Source organism: Rhizobium subbaraonis, from assembly GCF_900220975.1.
GTDB classification, from domain to species: Bacteria; Pseudomonadota; Alphaproteobacteria; order Rhizobiales; family Rhizobiaceae; genus Mycoplana; species Mycoplana subbaraonis.
The window spans coordinates 90,029-116,399 of record NZ_OBQD01000009.1 but is presented as its reverse complement, the minus strand read 5'-3'; the positions used below and the strand labels follow the sequence as shown (position 1 = coordinate 116,399).

The following is a 26,371-nucleotide window of genomic DNA, read 5'->3' as shown; positions in this document are numbered from 1 at the left end:
CGGATCGGCTAGCCGGCGCGCGCCAACAAGCTCAGACGCTGAGTTCGCGTCGCTCCTTCTCCGCCGCGATCGCCAGATCCAGGACTTTTTGCAGGTTCGCCGCATGGCGGAATCCGGGCTCGACGGCATGGCGCCCCTCGCGCACCGCCGTGACGAAGCGTTCATAGTTGGTCGAAACGATGCCAGCATCGATGTCGCGCCAGACGGCATTTTCCACGTCCACGCCAAGGCAACCCCGCAGGCTTGAACCCGCCGGCGTGTGGATCACCTCCAGCCCGCCCTTGTCGCCATGCATGCGCAGCCGCAGTTCGTTCAGGTGGCCGGTCGCCCAGCGGCTGGCATGGATGACGCCGAGCGCGCCATTGGCGAATTCCGCCGTCATCGTGAAGCTGTCATTGGCGTCGAGGTCGTATTCGCCGATGCGGTTGCCCGGCGCCTTGTCGAAGGCCTTGGTCCGGGCAAAAAGCGTCTCGACGTCGCTGCCGCTGCCGTAGCTGGCGAAATCGAGGATATGGATGCCAACGTCGCCGAGCACGCCGTTCGACCCGTGGCGCGTCGAAAGACGCCAAAGCCATTGGCTCTGGCTCGTCCAGTCGCCCCAGGCTCGCGACACCAGCCAACTCTGCAGATACGACGCCTCGATGTGGCGCACGCGGCCGATCGCACCGGTAAGCACCAGTTCGCGCGCCTTCTGCAGGGGGGCAACGTTGCGATAGGTAAGGTTCACCATCGCCACCTGTCCGGACGCTTCCGCTGCCCGGGCCATTTCCTCGGCTTTCTCGAAATTCTCGGCGAGCGGCTTTTCGCACAGGACATGCTTGCCGGCGGCAAGCAGCGCCAGCGTGGTGGGGTGATGCACGCGGTCCGGCGTCACGTTGGTCGCAGCGTCGAACGCGCCCCAGGCGATCGCCGCATCGAGATCGGTGAAAACCTTCGCAATGCCGTGCCGTTCGGCAAACGCCGTCGCCATGGCCGGATCGACATCGACGGCGGCGGCCAGCTCGACGCCGGGGATGGCGGAGAAGTGTTCTGCATGGGCGTTGGCCATGCCGCCGGTTCCAAGGATGAGAAGCCTCATGACACCGCTCACCGATATCCGGCTTCGCCGGCCTGGTGCAGCCGCGGCCCGCGCTCTGAGATCGGTTCCAAAGCGCTTTCAACAGGCACGTTGGGCGCATCGTGGATCGCGTCGTAGCGCGCTTGCGGGTTGTACGCCCACGTCACGCCGTTGCGCAGCACCGCCTGTACCGTGGCGTCGTGATAGGTCGGATAGGTCTCGTGGCCGGGGCGGAAATAGAAGATGTTGCCTGCGCCGCGGCGCCAGGTCATGCCTGAACGGAACACCTCGCCGCCCGCAAACCACGAGATGAACACCGTCTCCAGCGGCTCCGGCACGGAGAAGGCCTCGCCATACATCTCCTCGTTCTCCAGCACGAAATGCTCCGGCAGGCCGGCTGCGATCGGATGGCGCGGATTGACAACCCAGACACGCTCCCGCTCGCCCGCCTCGCGCCATTTCAGGGCGCAGGGCGTTCCCATCAAACGTTTGAAAATTTTAGAAAAATGGCCGGAGTGCAGAACGACGAGCCCCATCCCCTCCCAGACACGCGCGGCGATCCGCTCCACCAGCGCATCCGACACAGCGCCATGGTCCTTGTGCCCCCACCACACCAGCACGTCGGCCTGGTCGAGCCGGCCTTGAGGCAGGCCGTGCTCCTCCTCCTGCAGCGTCGCGGTGGTCGCTTCGATGTCTGGATGTTCGTTCAACGCCTTGGCGATGACCGCGTGCATCCCGTCCGGATAGATTGAGCGCACCACGTCGTTCGTCTGCTCGTGGATGTTTTCTCCCCACACGATTGTCCTGATCGCCATACGCTCCTCCAGAGTGCCGAAAAAATGATCCAAAGCGTTTTGGATGGCATTTTTAGAGGCTTTCTTTCGCTTGGCAAGCGCAAATCGAGCTTATCAGTGAAAGGAGGACTTGGAGAACAGGTTCAGCACCATCACGCCGGCAACGATCAGCCCCAGCCCGATGATCGCCGGTACATCCAGCTTCTGCCCGAAGACGACGAGCCCGACCAGCGAGATCAGCACGATGCCAAGCCCGCTCCAGATCGCATAGGCGATCCCGACGGAGACATAACGCAGGCTCCAGGACAGAAAATAGAAGGCGACGGCGTAGCAGACGATCATGACCACGGTCGGCCCGAGCCGCGTGAAATGCTGCGCCGCCTGCATCGCCGACGTGCCAAGCACTTCGAACACGATCGCAAGCACAAGCACGGAATAGACGACGGGAAGGTTCATGGAAATCTCCGAGATACGAGGTAGGCGCTGTTTCAGGATCGCGTGAGTTCGAGCAGGCGCTGCAGCAGCGTCTGCGCGCGCGCCGGCTCCAGCGTGTGGCTCTCCAGCAGCGAGGCGAGCCACAGCCCGTCGGCCGCAAAGCGCACCAGTTCGCAATCCGGCGAGGAATCGGTATCTGCGTGCCGTTCGGCCTGTTGCGTGATCCAGTCCTGCCAACGCCGGCGAAGCTGCGGCTCCGCCAAAAGCGCGCCGGTCATCGCCTTCCAACGCGCGCCCTCCTGCATTCCGCCGGGTGCAAAGCAGACTTTCAGGTAGGCGCGCGTGAAGCGTCCGTGTGGCTGCACATCGTCACGCATCTCGCCTTCGATAGCCGCCTCAAGCCGTGCGATCAGGTCGTCCAGCATACCGACCAGGAGGTCGGCCTTGCTCGGAAAATGATGCAGCAATCCCCCCTTGCTGATGCCAGCCTCCGCGGCGACCGCATCGAGCCGCAGGCTGGCCGCCCCTTTCTCGAGGCAAAGGGATGCGGCGACCTCCAGCAGGAGCTCGCGAACGGCCTCCGGATCTTTCTTGCGCTTGTGGGCATTGCTCATTGCCTAAACATACCGTCTGGACGGTTTAACTTCAAGCCCTGCGGCCGCGCCCGGTTGTCACAGCCTGCGCTATGTCATTGCTCCCGCAATGCGGGCGGACTATCAGTCGGTGCGAGACGAACTGCGGATGACGACCGGTGCAGGAAGAGAGCCCAAAAGAAACGATCACGCTGTACGAAGCCGTCGGAGGCGACGCGGGCGTGCGCGCCCTCACCCGGCGCTTCTACGCGCTCATGGACACGCTGCCGGAAGCGGCCGCCTGCCGCGCCATCCATCCCGACGATCTCTCGGGCAGCGAGGAAAAGCTTTACGAGTATCTCAGCGGCTGGCTTGGCGGTCCGCCGCTCTACACGCAGAAGCGCGGGCACCCGATGCTGCGCCGGCGCCACTTTGTCGCCCCGATCGGCACCGCCGAACACGATGGCTGGATGCTCTGCTTCAGACGGGCGCTGGAGGAAACGATCCCGGGGCCGCAACTGCGCGCCGTCATTCTCGAGCCGGTGACGCGACTGGCACAACATATGGTCAATCAGGAATAGGGCACACGATCCCATGGCTGCAGCGCGACGTGCGACGCTTTTCTTTGCCGGAATCCTGGGTCTTGCCGGCGTCATCAGCGCCGCCATGGCCTCGCATGCCAGCGGCGACCCGCGCCTGATGGGCGGAGCTTCGGCCATGTGCCTGGCCCACGCGCCGGCGCTTGTCGCCCTTTATGCAGGCTGGCCCGCCCTGCGCACCGCAGCGATAGCCGCCGCGCTCCTGGTCGCCGGGACGCTCTTGTTTGCCGGCGACCTCGCCATGCGCCATGCGCTTGGCCACGGATTGTTTCCAATGTCGGCGCCGACCGGCGGCGTCCTCATGATGGCGGGCTGGCTTGCGGTCGCGGCCGGCGCCCTTCTGAAGCCGAAGGACGACTGACCCGGAGAGACCGCTCCGAAAGAGACGGCAAGGGCGCCTGCAGACGGATCCCGCAAATCAGGCGGTGCCGCTTCGGCGTCCCGGCGGCGTGGCCCGGGCGGGAAAGGCGATGAGATTGTCGGGCGCTTCGGCCGGTGCCGTATCCTCACCAACGAAGGGCACTTCACGGGCCGGCGAGCGCGCCTCCCAGACGGGAAACACCGTCACGTTGGGATTGTCCGCCTGCATGCGCGCCTCCCGCGTGAGAAGCGCATAAAGCTCCGGAATGAGCCCGTCGCCGTTCTGCGCGGCAAGCTTGTGCAGGCCGATCATCATGAAGCCTTCAGGCTTGTCGCCGTTCATTGGACCGGTGTTCCTTCGCTAAGGCTCTGCAGCGCGCGCTCGAAGCTGGACTTGCTGCCGTTGCGCAGGGGCACGAAAGCCTTTTCCCACTTCTTGCAGCCAGTCTTCACCCGCAGGCAGGCATCGTGGCTGATACAGTCGATCGGGCAGAACACACAGTCGACGGATGGCAGCACGTTGTCGATCCGCGAGACCGCCTCGCGCAGGCCGCCATCGTGATGGATCAGGTTGGCGCCGAAGGAGCTTGCGATCTGGCGCAGATGCGCCACCTGGCAGTCCCTGCCGCCGACATAAAGGAAGTTGCGTCCCTCCAGGCTGGCCTTGACCGCGGCATCGGACTGGCTTTCGGCCGAATCGGCCTGCTGACGCTGGCGCGCCGCCCGCCTGTCGATCTCGATGCTGCGCCGCTTGACGCGAGTGATCTCTACCGGCCGCTGCACCCGTGTTTCCGATGACGGTGCCCGCGCAGCCAGCGCCTTGCCGTCGCCTGCGGCGGCAGAACCCGCAGCCAGGCGCGCCTTGAGCGAAGATACTTCCTTCTCCAGCGCCGCGATGCGCGCGTCGCGCGCCGTGATCATGGCCCTGAGCGCTGCCTCGCGCTGGCCGTCCCTGCCTGAATGCATGCGTCACTCCTCGTGCCGTAACCGGCTTCCGTTTGGATCGACGGGACCCTACAAAACATGAGTTTGATAGTAAAGTATAAACATGATGATTTTTGTCATATTTTCCGGCAGTTTTTCCGCAGCCTTTGCCGGCACGCGCAAAAACAGTCCACGCAGAAAACAGTGTGGCGCACCTACCGGCGCAAAGGCCGGAATGACTGCGCCTCAGCGCTTGAAGGAAATTGGCACGCTGAACGGCCAGGACGCGCGTCCGGCACCATCCGGAATTTCCGGGAACGGAGCTGCACGACGCACGGCCTCCAGGGCGGCCTCGTCGAGTGCCGGCTGGCCGGAGCTTCTGGCGATGCGGATGCTGCTGGCCTGCCCGGACGCTGACACCACGAAGCTGACCGTCGCGACGCCGCCACCGTTGCCGTTGAAGCGGCGCTTGGCACGGTTGATCTTGTTACGGACCTTGCCCGGATAGTTGCTGACGGCGGCATTGCCGGCCGACGTCGCATTGCCCTTCTTCTGTCCACCCGATGCGGAGGTCTTCGCGTCCTTGGAGCCGTCGACCTGACCTTTGCTCAGCGCCTGGGCACTGTCGCCTTTGTCGCCGGCCTTCTTCTTGCGATTTTCGACCTTCTTCTTCTCGACCGGCTTTTCCGCCTTCCGCTCCAGGGGCTTCACCATTTCAGGCGGCTTCTCGACGATTTCCGGCTTTATTTCGGGAATCGGTATCGCTGCGATCTCAACTTCCGCGCCCTGGACCTCGATGGCCTCGCTCATTTCAGGCACGATTTCGGTCGCCTCCGGCGTGGGGGCGACCTCGGTCGGCACCATCTCCTGGGGAACGATCTCCTGCGGCTCGACCTCGGCCACCTCCTGCGTCACCGGCTCGAAAGTCTCCTGCTCGACCGTTTCGGTCGGCTGGATCTCTTCCGGGGCCCCGGCCTCGACCGCCTCGAACGCGTTGTTGCCAAGCATCGCCACTTCGGCGACGACCCCACCCGCGATCTGCGAGACGTCCGGCTCGGGCTCCGGCGAATAGGTCAGGATCGCCGCCGCTCCGGCATGCGTCATCAGCGAAAGGACGATAGCCGTGCCCCAGATTGCCTTGTTGCCGGACATGATCATACCCTTACTTGCATCTTCGACGGCAGCGCTTTCGCCAGCCTCAGCCCTCGAAACCGATCGGTGTGCTGCTGCGCGTGACCAGCCCGGACATGCAGGCTCCGGCCGCAACGCCCTCGCCCTCGCAGGAGACGGCGTCGTTGACGAGAACGCGCTTGATGCTGTCGCAGTTCGTTCCGGGCAGATCGAACTGGCGCACCTTGGTCTTGCCCTGCGGCAGTTCACGGAAGTCCAGCTTCACCATGCGCTCGACAGTCCCGCTTGCATTGAAGAGGACAAACTCGAACGCCGCCTTGGAAAGGCCCTGCGGCAAATCGTTTCCGACCACGAACGTGAAAACGCACCCCTTTTGCGAAGGCGCCAGGGCATTCAGCTCAATCTGCAGCCCTTTTGCCGCAGCCGCGTCCTGCGCGCAGGCTGCGCCGGCTTGCAGGACAAGCGCCATGGCGGTCAGGGCGGCATTTCGAAACGTCATGATCCTTAGCTCCTCGAAACAGCTGCACTTGTACGACAGCTCGGCGTCCGGCTTCAATCCGGAATTGCACCGAACCTGTGAGCGCCGGGCCGATCCGGTATTGCGTCCATAAATAAATATGACTATGGAAGTCAAGAAAGTTCGACGATTTTGGTCCCCGCAATCCCCCACGTCGGCGCGGGGACTGCAGAAGCGCGAAACAGAACCGGATCGGCAACGAACCCTGGAATTCAGCCGGGTCCGCGACGTCGTTCACTATGATTTTGATGACTTTTTAGAGACAGGCAGAGGCCATGACGGAAAAAACCCGCCCCACCCCTTCCGCAATTCGCGCATATCGCGCCGAGAACCCCAAGTTGCGCGAGCGGGACATTGCAGCCCAGCTCGGCATTTCCGAGGCGGCGCTGGTTGCCGCGGAAGTCGGCATCTCGGCCATCCGCATCGACGGCAGCGCCAACCGGCTGCTGGAAAAGGCAGAACAGCTCGGCGAAGTCATGGTCCTGACCCGCAATGAAAGCGCCGTCCATGAGAAGATCGGCGTCTACGAAAAAATTACCGCCGGCAAGCATGCCTCGATCGTTCTCGGCGAGAACGTGGATCTTCGCATCTTCCCGCAGGTCTGGGCGCACGGCTTCGCGGTGACCAAGAAAGGCGACGACGGCGAGCTCCGCCGCAGCCTGCAGTACTTCGACGCCGCCGGCAATGCGGTGCAGAAGATCCATCTCCGCGCCAATTCCAACCTCGCCGCCTACGAGGCCATCGTCGCCGAATTCCGCCTGGAAGATCAGTCGCAGGACTTCGCCGAGGTCGTGGCCGACGCCCCGGAGGCCGACGAGACCGGCCCGGTCGACGTCCAGGCCCTTCGCCAGAACTGGAGCGAAATGACCGATACCCACCAGTTCTTCGGCATGCTGAAGAAGCTGAAGATCGGCCGCCAGGATGCCGTTCGCAGCGTCGGCGAGGACTTCGCCTGGCAGGTCTCCAGCAATTCCTGCGAACTGATGATGCGCGCGGCGGCCGAAAGAGCCACCGACATCATGTGCTTCGTCGGCAACAACGGCACGATCCAGATCCACACCGGCCCCGTCGCCAACATCCAGCCCATGGGGCCGTGGATCAACGTGATGGACCCGACGTTCCATCTGCACCTGCGCCAGGACCACATCGCGGAGTGCTGGGTCGTGCGCAAGCCGACCAAGGACGGCCACGTCACCTCGTTGGAAGCCTACGACGCCAGGGGCGAGATGGTCATCCAGTATTTCGGCAAGCGGAAGGAAGGCATGGTGGAACTCGGCGAATGGCGCGCAATCCTCGACAGCCTGCCGCGCCACAACGCAAGCGTCGCCGCGTAAGGAACAAAGACATGACGAGCCGCTTTTCCGTCCAACGTCCGCGTCTTCGGCAATTCGCTCTGGCCGCCTTCGCGCTGACGTCGCCCTTCTTTCTGCCGCTCGCCGCAGCGCTCCCGGGTGTGCCTGCGACCGCCGCAGCCGAAGAGGTGCAGAAGGTCGATACCTCGCGGCTCGTCACGATCGGCGGGGCGATTACCGAGATCGTCTATGCGCTCGGGGAAGGCAATCGCCTGATCGCCCGCGACCAGACCAGCACCTATCCCGAAGAGGCCCTGAAGCTGCCTGACGTCGGCTACATGCGGGCGCTCTCGCCCGAAGGCGTGCTGGCGGTCAATCCCAGCGCAATCCTGTCCATCGAAGGCAGCGGCCCGCCGGACGCGCTGGCCGTGCTCAAGAACGCCGGCATTCCGTTCGAGACCGTTGCCGAAGGCTATGACCGCGCCGCGATCCTCAACAAGATCACGACGGTCGGTGATTTCCTCGGCGTTCCCGACAAGGCCAGGGCACTTGCCGACGAGGTTGCCGGCGAGCTGGACGCGGCGATCGCCGATGCCGCAAAGCGTCCCGAGTCCGAGCGCAAGCGCGTGCTGTTCATCCTCAGCTTCCAGGACGGCAAGGTCATGGCTGCGGGCGCCCATACCGGTGCCGATGGCATCCTCAAGCTTGCCGGCGCGGTCAACGCGACGGACGGCGCCTTCCCCGGCTACAAGGCCATGTCGGACGAAGCCATTGCGAACGCCAAGCCGGACGCAATCATGGTCATGTCGCGCGGCGGCGGCCATGACGGCAGCGACGAACAGCTTCTCGCCCATCCCGCCATCGCGCTGACGCCCGCGGCCGCCTCCAAAACCATCATCCGCATGAACAGCCTCCACCTCCTCGGGTTCGGTCCCCGGACGGCGTCCGCGATCCGCGACCTGAACGAGCGGCTGTATGGCAAGGCAGATGTCTCTCAGTGATGCCGACAAGCCGGGCGCACGCGGCATGATGCTGTCGAGCCTGCGGGCGGCCGCTTCGGGCGACCGCGCCGGCCTCGCCCGCCTGGTGATTGCCGCACTCGTCGTTCTCACGCTCCTGGCGCTCCTGCTGTCGACTGCGACCGGCGCTTCCAACGCGTCGGCTGTCGACGTGGTCGTATCGCTGCTGACGGGTGAGCCGTCGTCGGTGCTGAGCCAGCGCGACCGGATCATCGTCTTCGACATTCGCCTCCCCCGTGCCCTGCTCGGTCTCCTCATCGGGGCGGCGCTCGCCGTGTCGGGCGCGGTGATGCAAGGCCTGTTCCGCAATCCGCTCGCCGATCCCGGCCTGATCGGCATCTCTTCGGGGGCAGCGCTCGGCGCCGTTCTGATGATCGTTCTCGGCGGTGCGCTTCCGATGGGCCTTGTCGGCGTCTTCGGTGGCTTCGCCCTGCCAATCGCCGCCTTTGCCGGCGGACTGATCACGACGCTGCTTCTGTACCGCGTCGCCACGCGGTACGGCCAGACGTCGGTCGCAACCATGCTTCTGGCCGGCATCGCGGTCGCAGCGCTCGCCGGCGCGATCACCGGCATCCTCATCTACATGGCCGACGACCGCCAGCTCCGCGACGTCACCTTCTGGAACCTCGGCTCCCTTGCCGGCGCCACTTGGGCGAAGGTTCTGACCGCGGGACCGATCATCCTGATCTCGCTGACCGTCCTGCCCTTTCTCTCACGGGGCCTGAACGCGATCACGCTCGGCGAGGCGACCGCCTTCCACATGGGCGTCAAGGTACAGAAGCTGAAGAACATCGCCGTGGTCAGCGTCGCGGGTGCGGTCGGCGCCTCGGTCGCCGTCAGCGGCGGCATCGCCTTCGTCGGCATCGTCGTACCGCATATCCTGCGCATGGTGATCGGACCGGACCATCGTTACCTGTTGCCGGCGTCTGCCCTCCTCGGCGGCATCCTGCTGTTGGCAGCCGACATGCTCGCACGCACCATCGTCGCCCCCGCAGAGCTTCCGATCGGCATCATAACCGCGCTGGCCGGAGCTCCCTTCTTCATCTGGGTGCTGCTGCGCGGACGATCGTCCGCCGGCTTCTGAGCGCCGGCCCAACACGCATGAGACTGCCATGATCCGTGCCAACAAACTCTCCGTGCGCCTCGCCGGAAAACTGATCGTCGATGCGCTTTCTCTGCAGGCGCTGCCCGGCCAGGTGACGGCGATCGTCGGCCCGAACGGCTGCGGCAAGACGACCACGATGAAGGCCGTGGCGGGAGAAATCGCAAGCACCGGCGAACTGACGGTGAACGGCAGGGACGTGCGCAGCCTCGATCCGCTGCAACTGGCGACCCGCCGCGCGGTGCTGCCGCAATCGACCACCATTGCCTTTCCCTTCACCGTCCGGGAAATCGTCCGCATGGGCCTGTCCACCGGCCTGAACCGCAATGCCGGACGATCCGAGGCGATCGCGGCAGAAGCGCTGGCGTCCGTCGACCTGCAGGGTTTCGAGGGACGCTTCTACCAGGAGCTTTCCGGCGGCGAACAGCAGCGCGTGCAGCTTGCCCGCGTGCTGACGCAGATCTGGGAGCCTGTGCTTGACGGGGAGCCGTGTTACCTGATGCTGGACGAGCCGGTCTCCAGCCTCGACATCCGCCATCAGCTGACAATCATGCAACTGGCCCGAGACTACTGCGCGCGCGGCGGCGGCGTCATCGCCGTGATGCACGACCTGAACCTGACGGCGATGTTCGCCGACCACATGATCATGATGAAGAAGGGCAAGGTCGTGGTCGCCGGCGCCCCCGCCGACGTCTTGACCGATGCGGCAATGGAGGAGGTCTTCGGTTGCCGGATGCGCGTCAGCGGCTTGCCTGCCGCGGGAACTCCGTTCATTCTTCCCCAGACGGCAATCCTCTGAGCCAGCCTGCGCGCGCAGGTGGAACTTTCTTGCGCCGTCCGCGTTGTGCACCACAACATAGTATTGCGTATTAACAGGCAAAGGAGGGTGAAATGGCATCCGGAATGTTCTCCCGCGGCAAGGACCGCACCGTTTCCGAAGCAGCCGAGACGATGGAAGACCAGATCGCCGATCTGCGCGATCAGATCGCGACGCTGGCAAAGCTCGTGGCACAGGAGGCTTCCGACGGCGCAGACGAGGCGCGCAGCCGTTTCTCCATGTTCCGGAAGAACGCACGCCAGGCGCGCGACGACGCCGCCGACAATCTCGACGATCTGATTGCGAGCGGCGAGGATATTCTGGGGGAACTGACCGCACGCTACCGCGACACCGGTCGCGAGGTTCGCCGCACGGTACGCGAGCACCCGATCGCCACACTCGGTGCGGCGGCGCTGGCGGGTTTCGTCATCGCGGCGATCCTGCGCCGCTAAGGCTGGGGCCGCCAAGGCTTTGCCGTGGCGGGGAAGCTCCCGTCCACCGCGATGGCGGGCGGATTGGCTGGCGATCACAGGGATCGCAGCAGACCCGCCCGCATGACAGCCCTTGCAATTTGCCCGCGAGCCTGTTCGGGTGCGCGGGCATGATCGGTTCGGCGACCGTCGCAACCGCGCCGTGAATCAGCAAAAATTTCGGGAGCAGCAATAAATGGTTTCGATCGTAGCGGCCCTTGCGCAGAGCCTGTTGTTCAGGGTCGAGGACAGGATCGAGGAAACGGTCCAGCGCTCGAAGCGCAATGTCATCTTCGCATTGCTTGCCGGCCTGCTGCTTCTGACCGCCTACACGCTCGCCGTCGCCGGCCTGACGGTCGCACTCGCGCAGCGCCACGGTGCGATCGCCGCCCTCCTCGGGCTCGCCGGCGCCGCGACTTTGCTGGCCGTGATCCTTGTCTGCATCCTCGTCTATCTGAACAAGCGCGAAGCCAAGATACGCCGCAGGCGGCGCCAGGACTTGCGCGCCCGCGGCCAGCTTGCAGCGCTCGCGGCAGGCTCGGCAGTTCGCAATCCCCTCGCCACCGCCGCACTCGGCGTGGCGCTGGCACTGTTTCTCAAGCCGTCCTCGCGACGCCGTCGCCGCAGCGACGACTGACTGACTAACTGACGGTTCCGATTTCCTGAAAAGATATCCGCGCTTCAGATCTGGTCGAGCGGAAGCCTGACGAGTGCCGTCAGCCCGCCCGGCAGGAATTCCAGGTGCACGTTGCTGCCGAGCACCTTGTCGAGGCTGCGTTCGATCAGAACGAGGCCGAACCCGTGGCGCTCCGGCGGCTTGACCGTGGGCCCGCCCATCTCGTGCCATGTCATGTTCAACACCGGATGCCCGTCTTCTTCTACCACGCGCGCGGTGATCACCAGTTTCCCGCCGGTGGCCGAAAGTGCTCCGTACTTGCGCGCGTTGGTCGCAAGTTCGTGCAGCACGAGGCCCAGTCCGATAGCCTGGTCCGGGCCGAGCTTCACCTCGTCCTTGTGGATTTCGACCTGTGCTGCGAAATCATCGACATAGGGCTTGATCTGGGCCTGCAGCAGCGTGGTCAGACGGATCGTTCCCCACTCATGGTCGCTCAGCAGCCCATGGGCTTCGGAGATCGATTGCAACCGCCCCGCGAAAGCCTCCATGAAGGCGGCGGGATCCTTGGTCTGACGCAAGGTCTGCCGCGCCAGCGATTGCAGCATGGCAAGCGTGTTCTTCACCCGGTGGTTCAGTTCGCGGAGCAAGAGCCGCATCCGTTCGGACGCAATCTGCCCTTCGGTAACGTCGAGCGTGATTCCCAGGAACATGGACGGCTTTCCATCCGAATCCCATTCCTGCACGCGTCCGCGGCCCAGAAGCCACCGGCTGGTGGCGCCCGCCCTGAACATGCCGTCGTATTCGCCGCCGCTCGAAAGGGCCTCGCGAAGCTTGCCGATGGTAGTTTTCCGCTCGGTCGGGTGGATAGCGGTAAAGATGCGACGCGCCGTGAGCTTCCCCCCCGGCTTCAGGTCGAGCATGCGCATCAGCGGCGTGTTTCCCGTCACAGCCCCCGTCTTGATGTTCCACAGCCAGCTGCCGACATTGGCGACATCGAGCGCCGAAGCCTGGCGCTGCTCCTCCCGGGTGATCTTCGCATTGGCCACCGCCCGGCGCCGTGCTTCCTCCTTGAACAGGAGCAGCGATCCTGCCAGCTTGGCAAGCTGCTGCAGATGCAGCAGCGCTTGGTCGCTGACGTCGCTGCTTCGCTTTTCGGTATCGAAGACGCAAATGCTCCCGATCGCCTGCCCGGCATGGCAGATCGGCGCGCCGGCATAGAACCGCACATGCGGTTCGCCGGCGACGCTGGGCAGTCTGGAAAATCTGAGATCCGCGGCAGCGTCAAGCACAGTGATCGGGGCGCCTTCCTCGAGCAACAGCCGCGCACAGAAGGAGTCCGCAGCACTGGCGCTCACCTCGGTGATGCCCTTACGCGCCAGGAACCACTGGGTGGACTTGCCGATAATGCTGACGATCGCGATCGGAGCCGCAAACAGGCCCGCTGCGAGTTCCGTGATGTCGGTGAAATCCGCATCCGGCCCGACATGCGCCGGCACGCTCGCCGCAACGGCTTCCAGCCGCTCCGGCGAGGCGAGAGCCGCAGAAAGCGCAGCCGGTGCGGATACGCCTGCCCGGTTCATCTGAGATCCTTCCGGGACATGCATACCTTCAACTGGTACCTCTGCCCCGCGCCGGAAGCCTGCATCTCTATTCTCCGACCACCCCTCCACCCGCATGGGAAGCGGATGGCACGCGTCCATTACGATACGAAGGCCCTTGAGGTCAGCGGCGCGGAGATCGCATCCGGTCCAAACTCGCCCTCGTGCGAAATCTGCAGGATTTCCTGCAGCTTCTGCCTTGCGCGGTTCACACGGCTCTTGATGGTGCCGAGCGCGCAACCGCTGATATCAGCGGCCTCTTCATAGGAAAATCCGGAGGCCCCCACAAGGATGATTGCTTCCCTTTGTTCGTCAGGGAGTTGCGCAAGCGCCCGCTGGAAGTCCTGCATGTCCAGCGTGCCGTATTGCGCCGGATGCTGGGCGAGATTGGCTGTCAGCAGGCCGTCGCTGTCCTGGACCTCGCGTCCACGCTTCCTTAGTTTGCTGTAGAGCTCGTTGCGAAGGATGGTGAAAAGCCACGCCTTCATGTTGGTTCCCATCTCGAACTGCTCCTGCTTGGCCCATGCCTTCATGATCGTGTCCTGAACCAGGTCGTCGGCCTCGTGATGGCGCCCGACGAGCGAGATGGCGAAAGCCCTGAGGCTCGGCAGGATCGAAAGCAGCTCGCGCTTGAACGTGTTGGTCGCCTCCATCGTGCTCACCGATCTTCGCCCCCCACCTGAGTGCTTCTCTGCTCGGCCAGGTCGAGCTTCTCCAGGAGATCGAGGAATTGCTGCGGGATCGGCTCCTCCTGCACGGACGTGTAGAAGGAACGCAGCTTCTGAGCAATCTGCGCTTCAGCCCCAGCGGAAGTCAGCGGATGTTCCGGTCGTTGTTGTTGTTTCACAATATCGAACTCTCAATTTGTCTGCGTTGTCGCCACAAAGGGATTTCGAGACAGGTAATGCGCACTTGTCAAAAAGGTTCCTGATTTGCGGAACCAAAATTGCGGCGCGGCGTTCTTTGGTCAACCGGCAGTTCAGCCGAACGCATCACAGGGGAGTTCCGATGCCGATTTCCGACCGCATTACACCACACTTGCCGCACCTTCGCCGATACGCACGCGCGCTAACGGGCACGCAGGCTTCGGGTGACGCCTATGTCGCAGCCACGCTCGAGGCGATCCTGATGGATCCATCGGTATTCGCACAAAGCGAAGACGACCGGCTCTGCCTGTTCCGGCTGCTGTCGCGCATGATCTCGTCGCTTCCGGTCTCCATCAGCGATTCGCTGTCCATCGCGCCGGGAGCCCCCGCAGGCGTCGATCTCAGCGCGGTGGCGCCACGCGTCCGCCAGGCCCTGCTGCTGGTAACGATGGAAAGCTTCCCCACGACCCACGCCGCCGAAATACTTGAAATGGAGGAAAGCGACGTCTGCGCCCTGCTCGACAAGGGCTTCCGCGAGATCGCCGCGCAGGCCGAAACCGGCATCATGATCATCGAGGACGAACCGCTGATCGCGCTCGACCTCGCCGACATGGTGAACGACATGGGCCACCATGTGACCGGCATCGCCAGGACCCAGAGCGAGGCCGAGAAGCTGTGGGGCGATACGAGACCCGGGCTTATCCTTGCCGACGTGAAGCTCGCCGATGGCAGCTCAGGCATCGACGCCGTAAGCTCCATCCTGGCGCGCGCGCAATTGCCGGTGATCTTCATCACGGCCTATCCGGAAAAGCTCCTGACCGGCGAGCGCCCCGAACCGGCCTACCTCGTCAGCAAGCCCTTCCACCCGGAGACGGTGAAGGTGCTGATCAACCAGGCGCTCCTGACCAACCACAGCCAACCGGCCGCAGCGTAAAGCGCGCGGCACCTCTCCCGAGGCTCCTGCCTGAAGCACATCTGAGGACGCGGCTTTAGCCCCGTCCTCTTTTTTTATCGCTTCTCGGAAATTTTTCGACCCCTCGGAAAACGATCCGCAAAAATAAGAGCAGCCAGCGCGGGGGGCGCTGGCTGCCTAAAATTCCGCGGGCCGGAGGGGACACGGCGCGCGGCATCTTCACCGGCTCGAGGGCCTCGCACTGGGGGAATGCGCTTGCCGGTGACGAGGGAGAAACTCGGCGCACCAAAAAAGGTTCCGGCTGTTTCGATTTTTATTCAGACGATTTTTTCGAGCTCGTCGCGATGGCGGTAAAGGGCCAGAAATCGCCTGTAGTCGCGCTCGTAGGCTGCCGCGTGCGCAGGCTCGGGCGAAAGTTCCGTGCCGCCGGGATACATAGCGGCCCCGGCGGAGGCGAGATCGGGATGAAGCCTCCCGGCAACCGCAGCAGCGGTCGCCGTGCCCAGCAGCACCGCGTCGCTGGTCTTCGGCACCACCAGCCGTCGCCCGGTCACGTCGCGGTATAGCTCCATCAGCAGCGGATTGTGCAGATGGCCGCCGGTCACATGCAGCGCGTCCACGGCGTAGCCGCACTCGCCGAGCTTGTCGATGACGTGGCGGATGCCGAGCACGATCGCCACGCAGGTCTTCCAGTAGAGCCGGCAGAGACTGTCGAAAGTTGCGTCCAGCGAAAGCCCGCTGATGACCCCGAGCCCGTGCGGATCGGCAAGCGGCGAGCGATTGCCGTGAAAATCCGGCAACACGTGCAGCCGTGCGGCGAATTCGTCACCCTCCAGCGTCCGAAGTTCGCGCACGCGATTGGCGATGCGCTGGTGGGTGGCCGGCGTCGGCTCCCCGCCGGCGCTGTGCACGCGCACGATATGGTCCAGAAGCGCGCCGGTTGCCGACTGTCCTCCCTCCACCAGCCAGCGCCCCGGCAGCACGGCCTCGTAGTAGGGTCCCCACATGCCGAAGCCGAACTTCTTTTCCTTGGAAAAAGCGACGACGCAGCTCGACGTGCCGCCGATCAGGCCGAGCCGGCGTTCCAGCCGGCGCGGCTCTCCGGTCAGGTGGCCGAGAAGGCCGAGCGCGCCGGCATAGGCATCGATCATTCCAGCGCCGACGATGCAGCCCGTATCCAGTCCGAGTTCTTCCGCCGCCCGCCTGCTCAGGTGTCCGATCGCGCTTCCGACGGGCAGCGTCTCTGCCGGCAGCGCGCCGCGGTCCCGCAGGTCCTCAAGCCCTATCGCCGAAAGAAAGTCGTCTTGCCATCCGCGGCCGTCATGGGCGAGATAGTTCCATTTCGCGGTGATCGTGCAGCGCGAGCGCGCGAGCGATCCGGTCGCCTTCCATGTCATGAAGTCCGCAAGGTCGAAGAAGTACCCGGCCCGTGTCCACTGCTCCGGTCGATGCCGCTTCAGCCACATCAACTTCGGCATCTGCATCTCCGGCGACATCACCTTGCCCGAATGATCGAGCACGGGATGCTGCGTAGCGGTGCAGAAGTCGGCCTCTTCGAGCGCGCGGTGATCGAGCCACACGATCGTGTCCCAGCGCGGATTTTCGTCGCCCGAAACCGAAAGCTGCGCCGCATCCACGTCACGGACCACAAGCGAGCAGGTCGCGTCAAAACCGAGCGCTGCGACCCGGTCTGCGCCGACGCCAGCCGTTTCGCAGGCCGCCCGCACGGCCGAGCACGCAGCCTTCCAGATGTCTTCAGAATCGTGCTCCGCAAAATTCTCGCGCGGCCGGTTCATCGCGATGGCGTGCTCGGCGCGCGCAAGCATGGCGCCGGCCCGATCGAAAACGCCCGCACGGGCGCTTCCGGTCCCGATATCGACCGCAACGATCAGATCGCGCATGAAGTCATGTTCCCGTGGGGTTCTCCTCACCCACAAACTGGAGCAAATCCCGCATGTCGTCAAACAGGACGTCCGGTTCCAGGCTTGAAAGGGCTGCGCGATGGCGCGCGTTTCGCGCATGCGAGCCGCCGGCAAAGGCAAGCACGCGCATCCCCGCCGCCTTGGCCGCCATCACCCCTGCCGGACTATCCTCCACGACGACACAGGAACCCGGCGAAATGCCCATGGCGCGGCTTGCATGCAGGAAAAGGTCGGGCGCAGGCTTGCCGTTGCGAACCATCGTGGCGCTGAAGATGTTTGGCTCGAAGCGGTCGATCAGCCCGGTCACCGAGAGCGAAAGCCGGATGCGCTCGGGCTGGCTGGACGAGGCCACGCAGAACGACACCGGCAGCGCATCGACCACCTGGCGGATGCCATCGATCGGCTGGAGTTCTTCGCGAAAGCGGGCATAGAGCGTCTTGCGCATTCCTTCGAGGAAGGGGGCATCCACCGCAAGCCCGTAGTCGTCGTGCAGGATGTCCGACATGGACTTGAGGCTCTTGCCGAGGAAGCGCTCGGTCGCTTCCGTGGCATCCATGCTGACGCCGGCGACGTCGAGCGCATCGACGAGGACGGCGAGCGAGATCGGCTCGCTGTCGACGAGCACGCCGTCGCAATCGAAGATCACCAGCTCGGTCGGGCCTGCAGCCATCTTTGCCAATCCGTATTCCGGCCACGGGGCGGTCGCTTCGGACGCGAACCGACCGCCTTGACCTGCTTCATTCCACAGGCGGGTCACACCGCCAGCTTGTCGTCGAGATAGAGCCGCAGCGTGGCACGCGTGCCCCTGTCCCAAAGGGTCTGGAGGGCATGGGCGAATCGCCGCCGGAACAGCTCGGAGGCCGCAACCTCGCCGAAGATGTCGGAAAGCGCAAGGAAGGCGGCCGGATCGTCCTTGGCCTTCAGGGCCGCGGCCTGCAGACGAGCAGCACTCGCGTCATTGAAGGCGATCGGTTTGCCGCTGTCGGACGTGCCGGCGAAATAGCGGCACCATAGCGCGGAGACGAGCGACAGGCCGACGACGTCCTCGCCGCGGCGGAGCCGGTCGGCGGTCGACGGCAGGATGAACTTGGGCTGCCGGTTCGAGCCGTCCTGGGCAAGACGCGGAATGGTGTCGCCGATCTTTGGATTGGAGAAGCGTTTCTCTATCAGCGTGAAATAGTCGGCAAGGTTGGTATCCGGCACCGGAGGGATCACCGGAATGATCTCGTCATGCTCCAGCTTGGCGAGGAAGCCGCGGATGTCGGCGTCTTCCATCGCCTCGTGGACGAAATGGATGTCGAGGAGGGCCGCCGGATAGGCGATCGCCGCGTGCCCGCCGTTGAGGATGCGGATCTTCATGTGTTCATAGGGCGCGACGTCGGGCACGAACTGAACCCCGACCGTCTCCAGCGCCGGGCGTCCCTGCGGGAACTTGTCCTCCAGCACCCACTGCTTGAATTCCTCGCAGAAGACCGGCCACTGATCCTCGATCCCGTATTCGCCTGCGACGATCCCGATCTCGCGCGGCCCGGTTGCCGGCGTGATCCGATCCACCATCCCGTTCGGGAAGGCCACGCTGGCGTCGATCCAGTCTGCGAAATCCGGATCGGAGAGCCGCGCGAGCCCGGAAACGGCGGCATGCGTCACCTCGCCGTTGCCTGGGATGTTGTCGCAAGACATGATCGTAAACGGTGCAATTCCCTTTGTCCTCCGCGCCTTCAGCCCCGCAAGGATGAGGCCGAACACGGTCTTCGGATCGTCCGGGTTCTCGCCGTCGGCTGCGATCGCAGGATGGGCGGGATTGAACACGCCGGACGCCGGATCGATGAAGTAGCCGCCCTCGGTGATCGTCAACGACACGATGCGGATGGCAGGATCGGCGAGCCGCGCCACCGTCGACGCCACGTCGCCGGGCTTGAGATAGTCGATCATCGCGCCGGTGACATGCGCGCCGGTGCGGTTGTTGTCCTGCTCGACCACCGTCGTCAGATAGTCCTGGCTTGCAAGCTTCGCCCGCATCGCCTCGTCCGACGGCAGCACGCCCGCACCGACGATCGCCCAGTCGAAATCCCGCCCGGCATTGAAGAGCGCGTCGAGATAGACCGCCTGGTGCGCCCGGTGGAAGTTGCCGACGCCGAAATGGACGATGCCGGCCTTCAGTGCCGACCTGGCGTAGGCGGGCACGCCGGCGGTCTTGCTCACCGTTTCGAGATTTGCCAGCGACAGTTTGGTGGTCATGGTCTTTTCCTTCCGGTCGTGCGCGGGTTTGCCGCTTCCGGTTATTGCAGAGTGCAACGCCTGTCCGTGCCGGCGTCGTATCGCCGCCGCCAGCCTTCGTTTCGTCTTTCCGGAAGCCCGCAAAAGCCGCGGACGATCCTTCGTCAGCTCATCCAGTTGCCGCCGTCGACGTTGTAGGTCTGGGCGACGACGTAATCGCTCTCCGCCGAGGCGAGGAAGATCGCCATGCCGGTCAGGTCCGCCGCCGTACCCATCCGGCCGAACGGCACTTCCTGGCCGACCAGGCGCTTCTTCTCACCGAGCGGCCGGTTTTCGTACTTGGCGAACAGCGCATCCACGCCGTCCCAGTGCTCGCCGTCGACGACGCCGGGCGCGATCGCGTTGACGTTGATCCCGTACTTGATGAGATTGAGTCCCGCCGACTGGGTCAGGCTGATGACGGCCGCCTTGGTCGCGCAGTAGACGGCGACCAGCGCCTCGCCGCGACGCCCCGCCTGGCTCGCCATGTTGATGATCTTGCCGCCGCGGCCCTGCGCGATCATCTGCTTCGCCACCGCCTGCATCGTGAAGAGCGTGCCGCTCACATTGATCGAAAACAGCCGGTCGTAGCTCTCGCGGGTGATCTCCACGATCGGCGCCAGATCGAACAGCGCCGCGTTGTTGATGAGGATGTCGAGCCCGCCGGCCGCACCCACGCAGGCGCCCACCGCGTCGTCGATCGACTGCTGGCTGGTGACGTCTATCTGCACCGCATAGGCCGCAGGCCCAATTTCGCCAGCCGTCCGGCGGGCGCGCTCGACATCGATGTCGGCGATCGCCACCCGCGCGCCCTCCCGCACATAAGCCTCCGCGAAAGCACGGCCGATTCCGCGCGCCGAACCGGTGATGAGTGCGCTCTTGCCATCGAGTCTCTTCATCGGATCGCAAGCCCGGTCTCGTCGAAGCGATGCACCCGGCCCTCCTGCGGGCTGAGATAGACCTGGTCGCCGTGACGGACCGGGAAGTCGCCGCCGACGCGGGCCGTCATCGTTCCCACCTTGTCGACCGCGATATGCAGGAACGTATCGGAGCCGAGATGCTCGGCAACGCCCACTGTGCCGCGCCAGGCGCCTGCGGAGGTGGAAAGGTCGAGATGCTCCGGCCTCACCCCGATCGTGTGCGCTCCATAGCCCTTCGCGATGTCGCCGGTGATGAAATTCATCTTTGGCGAACCGATGAAACCGGCGACGAACAGGTTGTCGGGACGGTGGTAGAGATCGAGCGGCGAGCCCACCTGTTCGACATTGCCCCTGTTGAGCACCACGATCTTGTCGGCCATGGTCATCGCTTCGACCTGGTCGTGGGTGACGTAGACCATCGTCGTCTTCAGCTGCTGGTGAAGCTGGCTGATCTCGAGGCGCATGTTGACGCGCAGTGCTGCGTCGAGGTTGGACAACGGCTCATCGAACAGGAACGCTACCGGCTGGCGAACGATCGCGCGACCGATGGCGACGCGCTGGCGCTGGCCGCCCGAAAGCTGGCGCGGCTTGCGGTCGAGATAGTCGGTGAGGTTGAGCACGCGGGCGGCGTCCGCCACCTTCTTGTCGATCACGCTGGTGTCCTCGCCGGCCATCTTCAGCGGGAAGGCGATGTTGGAACGCACGCTCATATGCGGATAGAGCGCGTAGGACTGGAACACCATCGACAGGCGGCGCTTGGCCGGCGGCAGCTCGGTGGCGTCCTTGCCGTCGATGACGATCTTGCCGCCGGAGACATCCTCCAGTCCCGCGATCAGGCGCAGGAGCGTGGACTTGCCGCAGCCCGAAGGCCCGACGAAGACGACGAACTCGCCTTCATCGATTTTGAGATCGATGGAAGGAATGACGGTGTGAGCGCCGAAAACCTTCGAGACACTATTGAGGGTGATGCTTCCCATTTCTGTTGTCCTTATTTCACTGCGCCGAAGGTGAGGCCGCGGACGAGCTGCTTCTGCGAGAACCAGCCGAGGATGAGGATCGGCGCGATCGCCATGGTCGAAGCGGCCGACAGCTTGGCGTAGAACAGGCCCTCGGGACTGGAATAGGAGGCGATGAACGCCGTCAGCGGCGCTGCCTTCGAGGCCGTGAGGTTCAGCGTCCAGAAGGCCTCGTTCCAGGCGAGGATGATGTTGAGCAGCAGCGTCGAGGCAATTCCCGGAATGGCCATCGGCGTCAGCACGTAGATGATCTCCTTGGCGAGCGACGCACCGTCCATCCGGGCCGCTTCGAGGATCTCGCCGGGGATCTCCTTGAAGTAGGTGTAGAGCATCCAGATGATGATCGGCAGGTTGATCAGCGTCAGCACGATGACGAGGCCGAGACGCGTGTCGAGCAGGCCGGTGTTGCGGAAGATCAGGTACATCGGCACCAGAACGCCCACCGGCGGCATCATCTTGGTGGAGAGCATCCACATCAGCACGTCCTTGGTCTTCGGCGTCGGCGAAAACGCCATGGCCCAGGCCGAGGGGATGGCGATGATCAGCCCCAGCAGCGTCGAGCCGATCGAGATCACCACCGAATTCATGAAGTGCTTGAAGTAGTCGGAACGCGCCTGCACTTCGTGATAGTTCTCCATCGTCCAGTCGAAGAAGAAGAGCGAGGGCGGCGATGCGATCGCCTGCGCCTCCGTCTTGAAGCTCGTCAGGAACGTCCAGAGGATCGGGAAGAAGATCAGGATGCCGATCGCCCAGGCGGCGACGGTGACGACGATCTTTCTCTGTGTCGAAACGTTGCGGGCCATGGTCTCACGCCTCCAGGGTCTTGCCGATCATGCGCATCAGGAAGAATGCGACGATATTGGCGAGGATGACGGCGATGATCCCGCCGGCGGATGCGCCGCCCACGTCGAACTGCAGCAATGCCTGCGCATAGACGAGGAAGGTCAGGTTGGTGCTTTGCGTGCCGGGACCGCCATTGGTGGTGACGAGGATTTCGGCAAAAACAGAGAGCAGGAAGATCGTCTGGATCAGGATGACGACGGTGATGGCCCGCGAAAGATGGGGCAGCGTCAGGTAGATGAAGCGCGACCATGCGCCAGCCCCGTCCATCTGTGCCGCCTCCTTCTGCTCCTCGTCGAGCGACTGCAGCGCGGTCAGAAGGATCAGCGTCGCGAACGGCAGCCACTGCCAGGCGACGATGACGATGATCGACATCAGCGGCGAGTTGTTGAGAAAGTCGTAGGGCTGCAGGCCGACCGCCTTGGCGAGATGGGCGAACAGGCCGTTCACCGGGTTCATGAACATGTTCTTCCAGACCAGCGCCGCAACCGTCGGCATGATCAGGAACGGCGCGATCACCAGGATGCGCACGATCCCCTGCCCGAACATCGGCTGGTCCAGCAGGATCGCCAGCGCGATACCGCCGATCACCGTGATCAGCAGGACGCCGAGCACGATCGCGAGCGTGTTGAACAGCGCCTGGAAGAATGCCGGATCCGTCAGGAAGTACCTGTAGTTCGAAAAGCCTGCCCATTCCTCCATGCCCGGCATCAGGAGATTGTAGCGCAGGAAGGAGAAATAGATCGTCATCGCCAGCGGAACGACCATCCAGGCGAGCAGAAGCAGCACCGAGGGTGCCATCATCGCGCGGGCGGCGGATCGGGTGTGAAGGGTGGCCATGGCAGTTCCCGGTCAGGTTGCCCGCCCGCCTTCCGAAACTGTCCGGCGGAAATCCGGCCGTCGGAAGAAAGGCGCGTGAGGTTTTCTTCGAAAAGGCCGGCGCCGCGCTTCGGGACGCATCCCGCTTGGGCCCGGAAATACGGCCCGACGGCGCCAGCAAGGAGGCTCCCTCCTCCGGAGAAGAGAGGATGGAACCTCAACCCCGGTGCAGCCGGTATTGGCGACTGCACCGGGCCTTGGGAGCCTACTTGATGTAGCCGGCCTTCGTCATTTCGCGCACGGCGAGCTGCTGCGCGCTCTGCAGCGCCTGGTCGACGCTGACCTGCCCGGCGAGCGCGGCTGCGAACTGCTGGCCGACCGCCGTTCCGAGGCCCTGGAACTCGGGGATCGCAACGAACTGGACACCAACATAAGGCACCGGCTTGACGGCCGGGTTCTTCGGGTCAGCCGCATTGATGCTGTCCAGCGTCATCTTCGCGAACGGCGCCGCCTTCTGGTACTCGGCGTTCTCGTAGAGCGAGGTGCGGGTGCCCGGAGGTACGTTGGCCCAGCCTTCCTTCTCGGCGACGAGGTTCAGGTATTCCTTGCCGGTCGCCCAGGCGACGAACTTCTCGGCGGCTGCCTGCTTCTGCGTGCCGGCAGGGATCGCGAGGTTCCAGGCCCAGAGCCAGTTGCCGCGCTTGCCAAGGCCCGTGTCCGGAGCGAGTGCGAAACCGACCTTGTCGGCAACCGTCGATTCCTTCGGATTAGTCACGAAGGAAGCAGCGACGGTCGCGTCGATCCACATGCCGCACTTGCCGGTCTGGAAGAGCGCCAGGTTCTCGTTGAAGCCGTTCGAGGATGCGCCCGGAGGGCCGGCATCGTTCATCAGCTTGACGTAGAAGTCGAGCGCGTTCTTCCACTCGGGCTGGTCGAACTGCGGCTGCCAGTTTTCGTCGAACCAGCGCGCGCCGAAAGCGTTCGCCGTCGCAGTCAGGAAGGCCATGTTCTCGCCCCAGCCCGCCTTGCCGCGCAAGCAGATGCCGTAGATCTCGTTGTTTTTGTCGGTGATCTTGCGCGCAGCGTCGGCGATGAACTCCCAGGTCGGGGCGTCGGGCATGGTCAGCCCGGCCTTCTCGAACAGGTCCTTGCGGTACATCACCATCGAGCTTTCGCCATAGAACGGCGCGGCATAGAGCTTGCCGTCCTCGCCCGTCAGGCCGGAACGGATCGCCGGCAGCAGGTCGTCGACGTCATAGTCGGCGCCGAGATTTTCGAGCGGCAGCAGCCAGCCCTGCTTGGCCCAGATCGGCACTTCGTAGGTGCCGATGGTCAGCACGTCGTACTGGCCGCCCTTGGTGGCGATGTCCGTGGTGACGCGCTGGCGCAGCACGTTCTCCTCGAGCGTGACCCACTCGAGCTGGATGTCCGGATTTTTGGAGGTGAAGTCGTCCGTCAGTTTCTGCATGCGGATCATGTCGCCGTTGTTCACGGTGGCGATCGTCAGGGTTTCCGCATTCGCAAATCCGCACAGGACAACGGCCGAGCACGCGCCCAGCAGCAGCGTCTTCAATTTCATGTCTTCCTCCCAGAAGGGTTATGAGCATTTGCTTCGCTCATGGGCAATTACTCACACTATCGCAGAAAAAGTCAACGGCCATTCTGTGCTGCAATGCAGAAGACCAAAGGCAGCCAATTGATATCGTTGCAGTCTTTGTGCTGCGAACGGAGCCGCCGGCGTTAGAACGCAGACCTGAAAGCCACTCCGATGCCCTCCGATTCCGCACGCAGGGAAATGGTCACGCCGAACTGTCGGCATCGGCCGCCCCGCTTCGTCCTTGGATCAGGCCCGCCCCGGACACGGTCGGGCAAACGCGATGAAAGGAGCACGCGATGAAGGTCACGCAGCATCTCTGGTTCGAAAGGGACATGGAGCGAGCCATCCGCTTCTACGCCTCGCAGATCCCCGGCTCGACGGTCGACTGGATAACGACCCTTCCCACTGATACGCCGAGCGGGCCGCCCGGCAGCGTCAAGATCGCCGGCTTCACGCTTGGCGACCAGCGTTACATGGCAATCGAGGCCGGACCGCTCGACGCGTTCAACCACAGCTTCTCGATCGTCGTCGAGTGCGATACGCAGGCCGAGATCGACCGTCTCTGGCAGGCGCTGGGCGAAGGCGGCGCGACCGAACAGTGCGGCTGGCTGCGCGACCGCTGGGGCCTTTGCTGGCAGGTCACACCGCGTCGGCTCGGCGAACTGATGAGCGATCCCGATCCTGCAAAGGTCAAGCGCGTCACCGAAGCCATGCTCAAAATGGTCAAGTTCGACATTGCGGGACTGGAAGCTGCCGCCCGGGGTTGAGAGCGGGCGAAGCGCGCGTCGCGGCGGGGGCGGGCGACGCCCGCCGCCTCACGCAGAAAGCAGGTACTTCGCCGTCGCCTCGTCGGTGATCAGCCCGTTGATCATCCGGCCTTTCAGCGCCGACAGAATAGCCAGGTATTTGCGCTGGCCCTTGGCGAGGCCGATCACGGCCGCCTTGTCGCGCGGCGGCAGTGGGACGGAGGCGACGCGCTCGTTGATGCTGCCGGAAAGAAGCTGTCCGTCTCGGTCGAACATCCACCCGCAGATCTCTCCCGCCGCGCCGTTCTTCATCAGTTCGGCCATTTCCTCCCGATCCAAAAAGCCGTCCACGCAAAGCGGCGCCTCCGGACCGAGTTCGCCGATGCCGACGAAGGCGACAGCAGCCTCCCGCGCAAGCTTCAGCGTCGATTGCACGAGGCTCTGTTCGTGAAGCAGGTCGCGCTCCTTGGCCGAGGATACAAGAACCGGCAGCGGCATCGGGAAATGCCGTGCCTTCACCGCATCCGCCATGCTGAAGATGACGTTGTAATAGGCCGCCGACCCGTCAGGGCCGATATTGCCGGTCAGCGACATGATGCGGTGCTGCGGGCATTCCATGGACGGCAACTGGTCGATCGCCGCCTTCAGCGTGCGCCCGGTGCCAACGGCAAGGACGATCGGATCGGGTCGCTTGAGCCAGCGCTCGATTTCGGCCGCCCCCGCTTCGGCGATCCCGACGGTGGTCGAGGTCGAATCCGGATCGGACGGAACTACGTCCACATGGCGAAGATTGAAGCGTTCCTTGAGCTTTTGCGCCAGTTCCAGGCATTCCGCGATCGGGTGGTCGAGCCGCACCTTGATCAGCCGCTCGGCGACGGCAAGCGAAACGAGCCGCTGCGCCGACTGCCGGGAAATGCCCATGGCGGAGGCGATCTCGTCCTGCGTGCGACCGGCGACATAATAGAGCCAGCCAGCCCTCGCCGCGTCGTCCAGCCTGCCGCCCGTTTCGGATCGCCTCGCCATCTGCGTACCCTCTCATCCCTGGCGATTTGCTGCCATCATTTGCGCCGTGCTGTCAAATATCTCGTCGCGACCGCGACATAGGTGCAACCCGTCGCACACCGCTCCGAGGGATCGAAATATAACCGTTTTCCTCATGTTTTCAGTTGCCGG

The 26,371-nt window shown here is 64.2% G+C and carries 30 protein-coding genes; 10 read left to right on the top strand and 20 right to left on the bottom strand.

The window, feature by feature from the left end; all coding sequences use genetic code 11:
* Nucleotides 1-31 precede the first annotated feature (31 nt).
* The 4 genes from CRO48_RS15205 to CRO48_RS15190 form a co-directional block, all read right to left on the bottom strand.
* Nucleotides 32-1,078, bottom strand: coding sequence for a Gfo/Idh/MocA family protein (locus CRO48_RS15205; protein WP_097140710.1), 1,047 nt, complete (start codon nucleotides 1,076-1,078; stop codon nucleotides 32-34).
* A gap of 8 nt (nucleotides 1,079-1,086) precedes the next feature.
* Nucleotides 1,087-1,872: a ThuA domain-containing protein gene (locus CRO48_RS15200; protein ID WP_097140709.1), complete on the bottom strand. Its 786-nt coding sequence runs from the start codon at nucleotides 1,870-1,872 to the stop codon at nucleotides 1,087-1,089.
* 93 nt (nucleotides 1,873-1,965) lie between these two features.
* The gene (locus CRO48_RS15195; RefSeq protein ID WP_097140708.1) at nucleotides 1,966-2,307 is read right to left on the bottom strand and encodes an SMR family transporter; all 342 of its coding nucleotides are present in this window, start codon (nucleotides 2,305-2,307) and stop codon (nucleotides 1,966-1,968) included.
* 32 nt (nucleotides 2,308-2,339) lie between these two features.
* A complete protein-coding gene (locus CRO48_RS15190) occupies nucleotides 2,340-2,900 on the bottom strand; it encodes a TetR/AcrR family transcriptional regulator (protein ID WP_097140707.1) in 561 nt (186 codons plus the stop codon).
* A 137-nt stretch (nucleotides 2,901-3,037) separates the two neighbouring features.
* Here CRO48_RS15190 and CRO48_RS15185 point away from each other — a divergent pair, with 137 nt between their 5' ends.
* A complete protein-coding gene (locus CRO48_RS15185; RefSeq protein ID WP_097140706.1) occupies nucleotides 3,038-3,439 on the top strand; it encodes a group II truncated hemoglobin in 402 nt (133 codons plus the stop codon).
* Between the two features lie 13 nt (nucleotides 3,440-3,452).
* On the top strand, nucleotides 3,453-3,818 hold the full coding sequence (locus tag CRO48_RS15180) for a DUF423 domain-containing protein (protein WP_097140705.1): 366 nt from the start codon (nucleotides 3,453-3,455) through the stop codon (nucleotides 3,816-3,818).
* 57 nt (nucleotides 3,819-3,875) lie between these two features.
* On the opposite strand, the gene CRO48_RS15175 is transcribed toward CRO48_RS15180, so the two are convergent.
* The 4 genes from CRO48_RS15175 to CRO48_RS15160 form a co-directional block, all read right to left on the bottom strand.
* The gene (locus CRO48_RS15175; RefSeq protein ID WP_097140704.1) at nucleotides 3,876-4,160 is read right to left on the bottom strand and encodes a hypothetical protein; all 285 of its coding nucleotides are present in this window, start codon (nucleotides 4,158-4,160) and stop codon (nucleotides 3,876-3,878) included.
* Complete coding sequence (locus CRO48_RS15170) at nucleotides 4,157-4,552, bottom strand: DUF2325 domain-containing protein (RefSeq protein WP_245423544.1); 396 nt, start codon at nucleotides 4,550-4,552, stop codon at nucleotides 4,157-4,159. The genes CRO48_RS15175 and CRO48_RS15170 overlap by 4 nt, the downstream gene beginning before the upstream one ends.
* A 435-nt stretch (nucleotides 4,553-4,987) precedes the next feature.
* Complete coding sequence (locus CRO48_RS15165) at nucleotides 4,988-5,893, bottom strand: energy transducer TonB family protein (protein WP_141402059.1); 906 nt, start codon at nucleotides 5,891-5,893, stop codon at nucleotides 4,988-4,990.
* Nucleotides 5,894-5,939: 46 nt separating this feature from the next.
* Nucleotides 5,940-6,371, bottom strand: coding sequence for a hypothetical protein (locus CRO48_RS15160; RefSeq protein ID WP_097140866.1), 432 nt, complete (start codon nucleotides 6,369-6,371; stop codon nucleotides 5,940-5,942).
* 293 nt (nucleotides 6,372-6,664) lie between these two features.
* Here CRO48_RS15160 and CRO48_RS15155 point away from each other — a divergent pair, with 293 nt between their 5' ends.
* The 6 genes from CRO48_RS15155 (at nucleotide 6,665) to CRO48_RS15130 (ending at nucleotide 11,726) form a co-directional block, all read left to right on the top strand.
* Entirely contained in the window at nucleotides 6,665-7,723 is a 1,059-nt protein-coding gene (locus tag CRO48_RS15155; RefSeq protein WP_097140702.1) for a hemin-degrading factor, read from the top strand.
* 11 nt (nucleotides 7,724-7,734) lie between these two features.
* Complete coding sequence (locus tag CRO48_RS15150; RefSeq protein WP_097140701.1) at nucleotides 7,735-8,682, top strand: heme/hemin ABC transporter substrate-binding protein; 948 nt, start codon at nucleotides 7,735-7,737, stop codon at nucleotides 8,680-8,682.
* Between the two features lie 25 nt (nucleotides 8,683-8,707).
* Nucleotides 8,708-9,784 (top strand): FecCD family ABC transporter permease, encoded by a 1,077-nt coding sequence (locus tag CRO48_RS15145; RefSeq protein WP_245423543.1) that lies wholly within the window; start codon nucleotides 8,708-8,710, stop codon nucleotides 9,782-9,784.
* A gap of 28 nt (nucleotides 9,785-9,812) precedes the next feature.
* Nucleotides 9,813-10,601: a heme ABC transporter ATP-binding protein gene (locus tag CRO48_RS15140; RefSeq protein ID WP_097140699.1), complete on the top strand. Its 789-nt coding sequence runs from the start codon at nucleotides 9,813-9,815 to the stop codon at nucleotides 10,599-10,601.
* 92 nt (nucleotides 10,602-10,693) lie between these two features.
* Nucleotides 10,694-11,071, top strand: a complete 378-nt coding sequence (locus CRO48_RS15135; RefSeq protein WP_097140698.1) for a hypothetical protein — start codon at nucleotides 10,694-10,696, stop codon at nucleotides 11,069-11,071.
* 214 nt (nucleotides 11,072-11,285) lie between these two features.
* The gene (locus CRO48_RS15130) at nucleotides 11,286-11,726 is read left to right on the top strand and encodes a hypothetical protein (RefSeq protein WP_097140697.1); all 441 of its coding nucleotides are present in this window, start codon (nucleotides 11,286-11,288) and stop codon (nucleotides 11,724-11,726) included.
* A 44-nt stretch (nucleotides 11,727-11,770) separates the two neighbouring features.
* Here CRO48_RS15130 and CRO48_RS15125 read toward each other — a convergent pair whose 3' ends face one another.
* From CRO48_RS15125 to CRO48_RS15115, 3 genes are all read right to left on the bottom strand, one after another.
* Nucleotides 11,771-13,285 (bottom strand): sensor histidine kinase, encoded by a 1,515-nt coding sequence (locus tag CRO48_RS15125; protein ID WP_097140696.1) that lies wholly within the window; start codon nucleotides 13,283-13,285, stop codon nucleotides 11,771-11,773.
* 119 nt (nucleotides 13,286-13,404) lie between these two features.
* Nucleotides 13,405-13,956, bottom strand: a complete 552-nt coding sequence (locus tag CRO48_RS15120) for an RNA polymerase sigma factor (RefSeq protein ID WP_097140865.1) — start codon at nucleotides 13,954-13,956, stop codon at nucleotides 13,405-13,407.
* Nucleotides 13,957-13,961: 5 nt separating this feature from the next.
* Nucleotides 13,962-14,120, bottom strand: a complete 159-nt coding sequence (locus CRO48_RS15115; RefSeq protein WP_176526778.1) for a NepR family anti-sigma factor — start codon at nucleotides 14,118-14,120, stop codon at nucleotides 13,962-13,964.
* A 191-nt stretch (nucleotides 14,121-14,311) separates the two neighbouring features.
* Here CRO48_RS15115 and CRO48_RS15110 point away from each other — a divergent pair, with 191 nt between their 5' ends.
* Nucleotides 14,312-15,103, top strand: coding sequence for a response regulator (locus CRO48_RS15110; protein WP_097140694.1), 792 nt, complete (start codon nucleotides 14,312-14,314; stop codon nucleotides 15,101-15,103).
* 296 nt (nucleotides 15,104-15,399) lie between these two features.
* On the opposite strand, the gene CRO48_RS15105 is transcribed toward CRO48_RS15110, so the two are convergent.
* The 8 genes from CRO48_RS15105 to CRO48_RS15070 form a co-directional block, all read right to left on the bottom strand.
* Nucleotides 15,400-16,983 (bottom strand): FGGY-family carbohydrate kinase, encoded by a 1,584-nt coding sequence (locus CRO48_RS15105; RefSeq protein ID WP_097140693.1) that lies wholly within the window; start codon nucleotides 16,981-16,983, stop codon nucleotides 15,400-15,402.
* A 4-nt stretch (nucleotides 16,984-16,987) separates the two neighbouring features.
* Nucleotides 16,988-17,674: an HAD family hydrolase gene (locus CRO48_RS15100; RefSeq protein WP_097140864.1), complete on the bottom strand. Its 687-nt coding sequence runs from the start codon at nucleotides 17,672-17,674 to the stop codon at nucleotides 16,988-16,990.
* Nucleotides 17,675-17,757: 83 nt separating this feature from the next.
* Nucleotides 17,758-19,242: a mannitol dehydrogenase family protein gene (locus CRO48_RS15095; RefSeq protein WP_097140692.1), complete on the bottom strand. Its 1,485-nt coding sequence runs from the start codon at nucleotides 19,240-19,242 to the stop codon at nucleotides 17,758-17,760.
* Between the two features lie 143 nt (nucleotides 19,243-19,385).
* The gene (locus CRO48_RS15090) at nucleotides 19,386-20,159 is read right to left on the bottom strand and encodes an L-iditol 2-dehydrogenase (protein ID WP_097140691.1); all 774 of its coding nucleotides are present in this window, start codon (nucleotides 20,157-20,159) and stop codon (nucleotides 19,386-19,388) included.
* Nucleotides 20,156-21,157 carry an ABC transporter ATP-binding protein gene (locus CRO48_RS15085; protein WP_097140690.1) on the bottom strand — a complete coding sequence of 334 codons (1,002 nt, stop codon included), beginning with the start codon at nucleotides 21,155-21,157 and terminating at the stop codon, nucleotides 20,156-20,158. Before CRO48_RS15085 ends, CRO48_RS15090 begins: the two co-directional genes overlap by 4 nt.
* A gap of 11 nt (nucleotides 21,158-21,168) precedes the next feature.
* Nucleotides 21,169-21,999 carry a carbohydrate ABC transporter permease gene (locus CRO48_RS15080; protein ID WP_097140689.1) on the bottom strand — a complete coding sequence of 277 codons (831 nt, stop codon included), beginning with the start codon at nucleotides 21,997-21,999 and terminating at the stop codon, nucleotides 21,169-21,171.
* 4 nt (nucleotides 22,000-22,003) lie between these two features.
* Nucleotides 22,004-22,876 carry a carbohydrate ABC transporter permease gene (locus CRO48_RS15075; protein WP_097140688.1) on the bottom strand — a complete coding sequence of 291 codons (873 nt, stop codon included), beginning with the start codon at nucleotides 22,874-22,876 and terminating at the stop codon, nucleotides 22,004-22,006.
* A 244-nt stretch (nucleotides 22,877-23,120) separates the two neighbouring features.
* On the bottom strand, nucleotides 23,121-24,434 hold the full coding sequence (locus tag CRO48_RS15070; protein WP_097140687.1) for an ABC transporter substrate-binding protein: 1,314 nt from the start codon (nucleotides 24,432-24,434) through the stop codon (nucleotides 23,121-23,123).
* 314 nt (nucleotides 24,435-24,748) lie between these two features.
* Here CRO48_RS15070 and CRO48_RS15065 point away from each other — a divergent pair, with 314 nt between their 5' ends.
* Entirely contained in the window at nucleotides 24,749-25,219 is a 471-nt protein-coding gene (locus tag CRO48_RS15065) for a VOC family protein (protein WP_097140686.1), read from the top strand.
* Nucleotides 25,220-25,267: 48 nt separating this feature from the next.
* Here CRO48_RS15065 and CRO48_RS15060 read toward each other — a convergent pair whose 3' ends face one another.
* On the bottom strand, nucleotides 25,268-26,221 hold the full coding sequence (locus tag CRO48_RS15060; protein ID WP_097140685.1) for a sugar-binding transcriptional regulator: 954 nt from the start codon (nucleotides 26,219-26,221) through the stop codon (nucleotides 25,268-25,270).
* Nucleotides 26,222-26,371 lie beyond the last annotated feature (150 nt).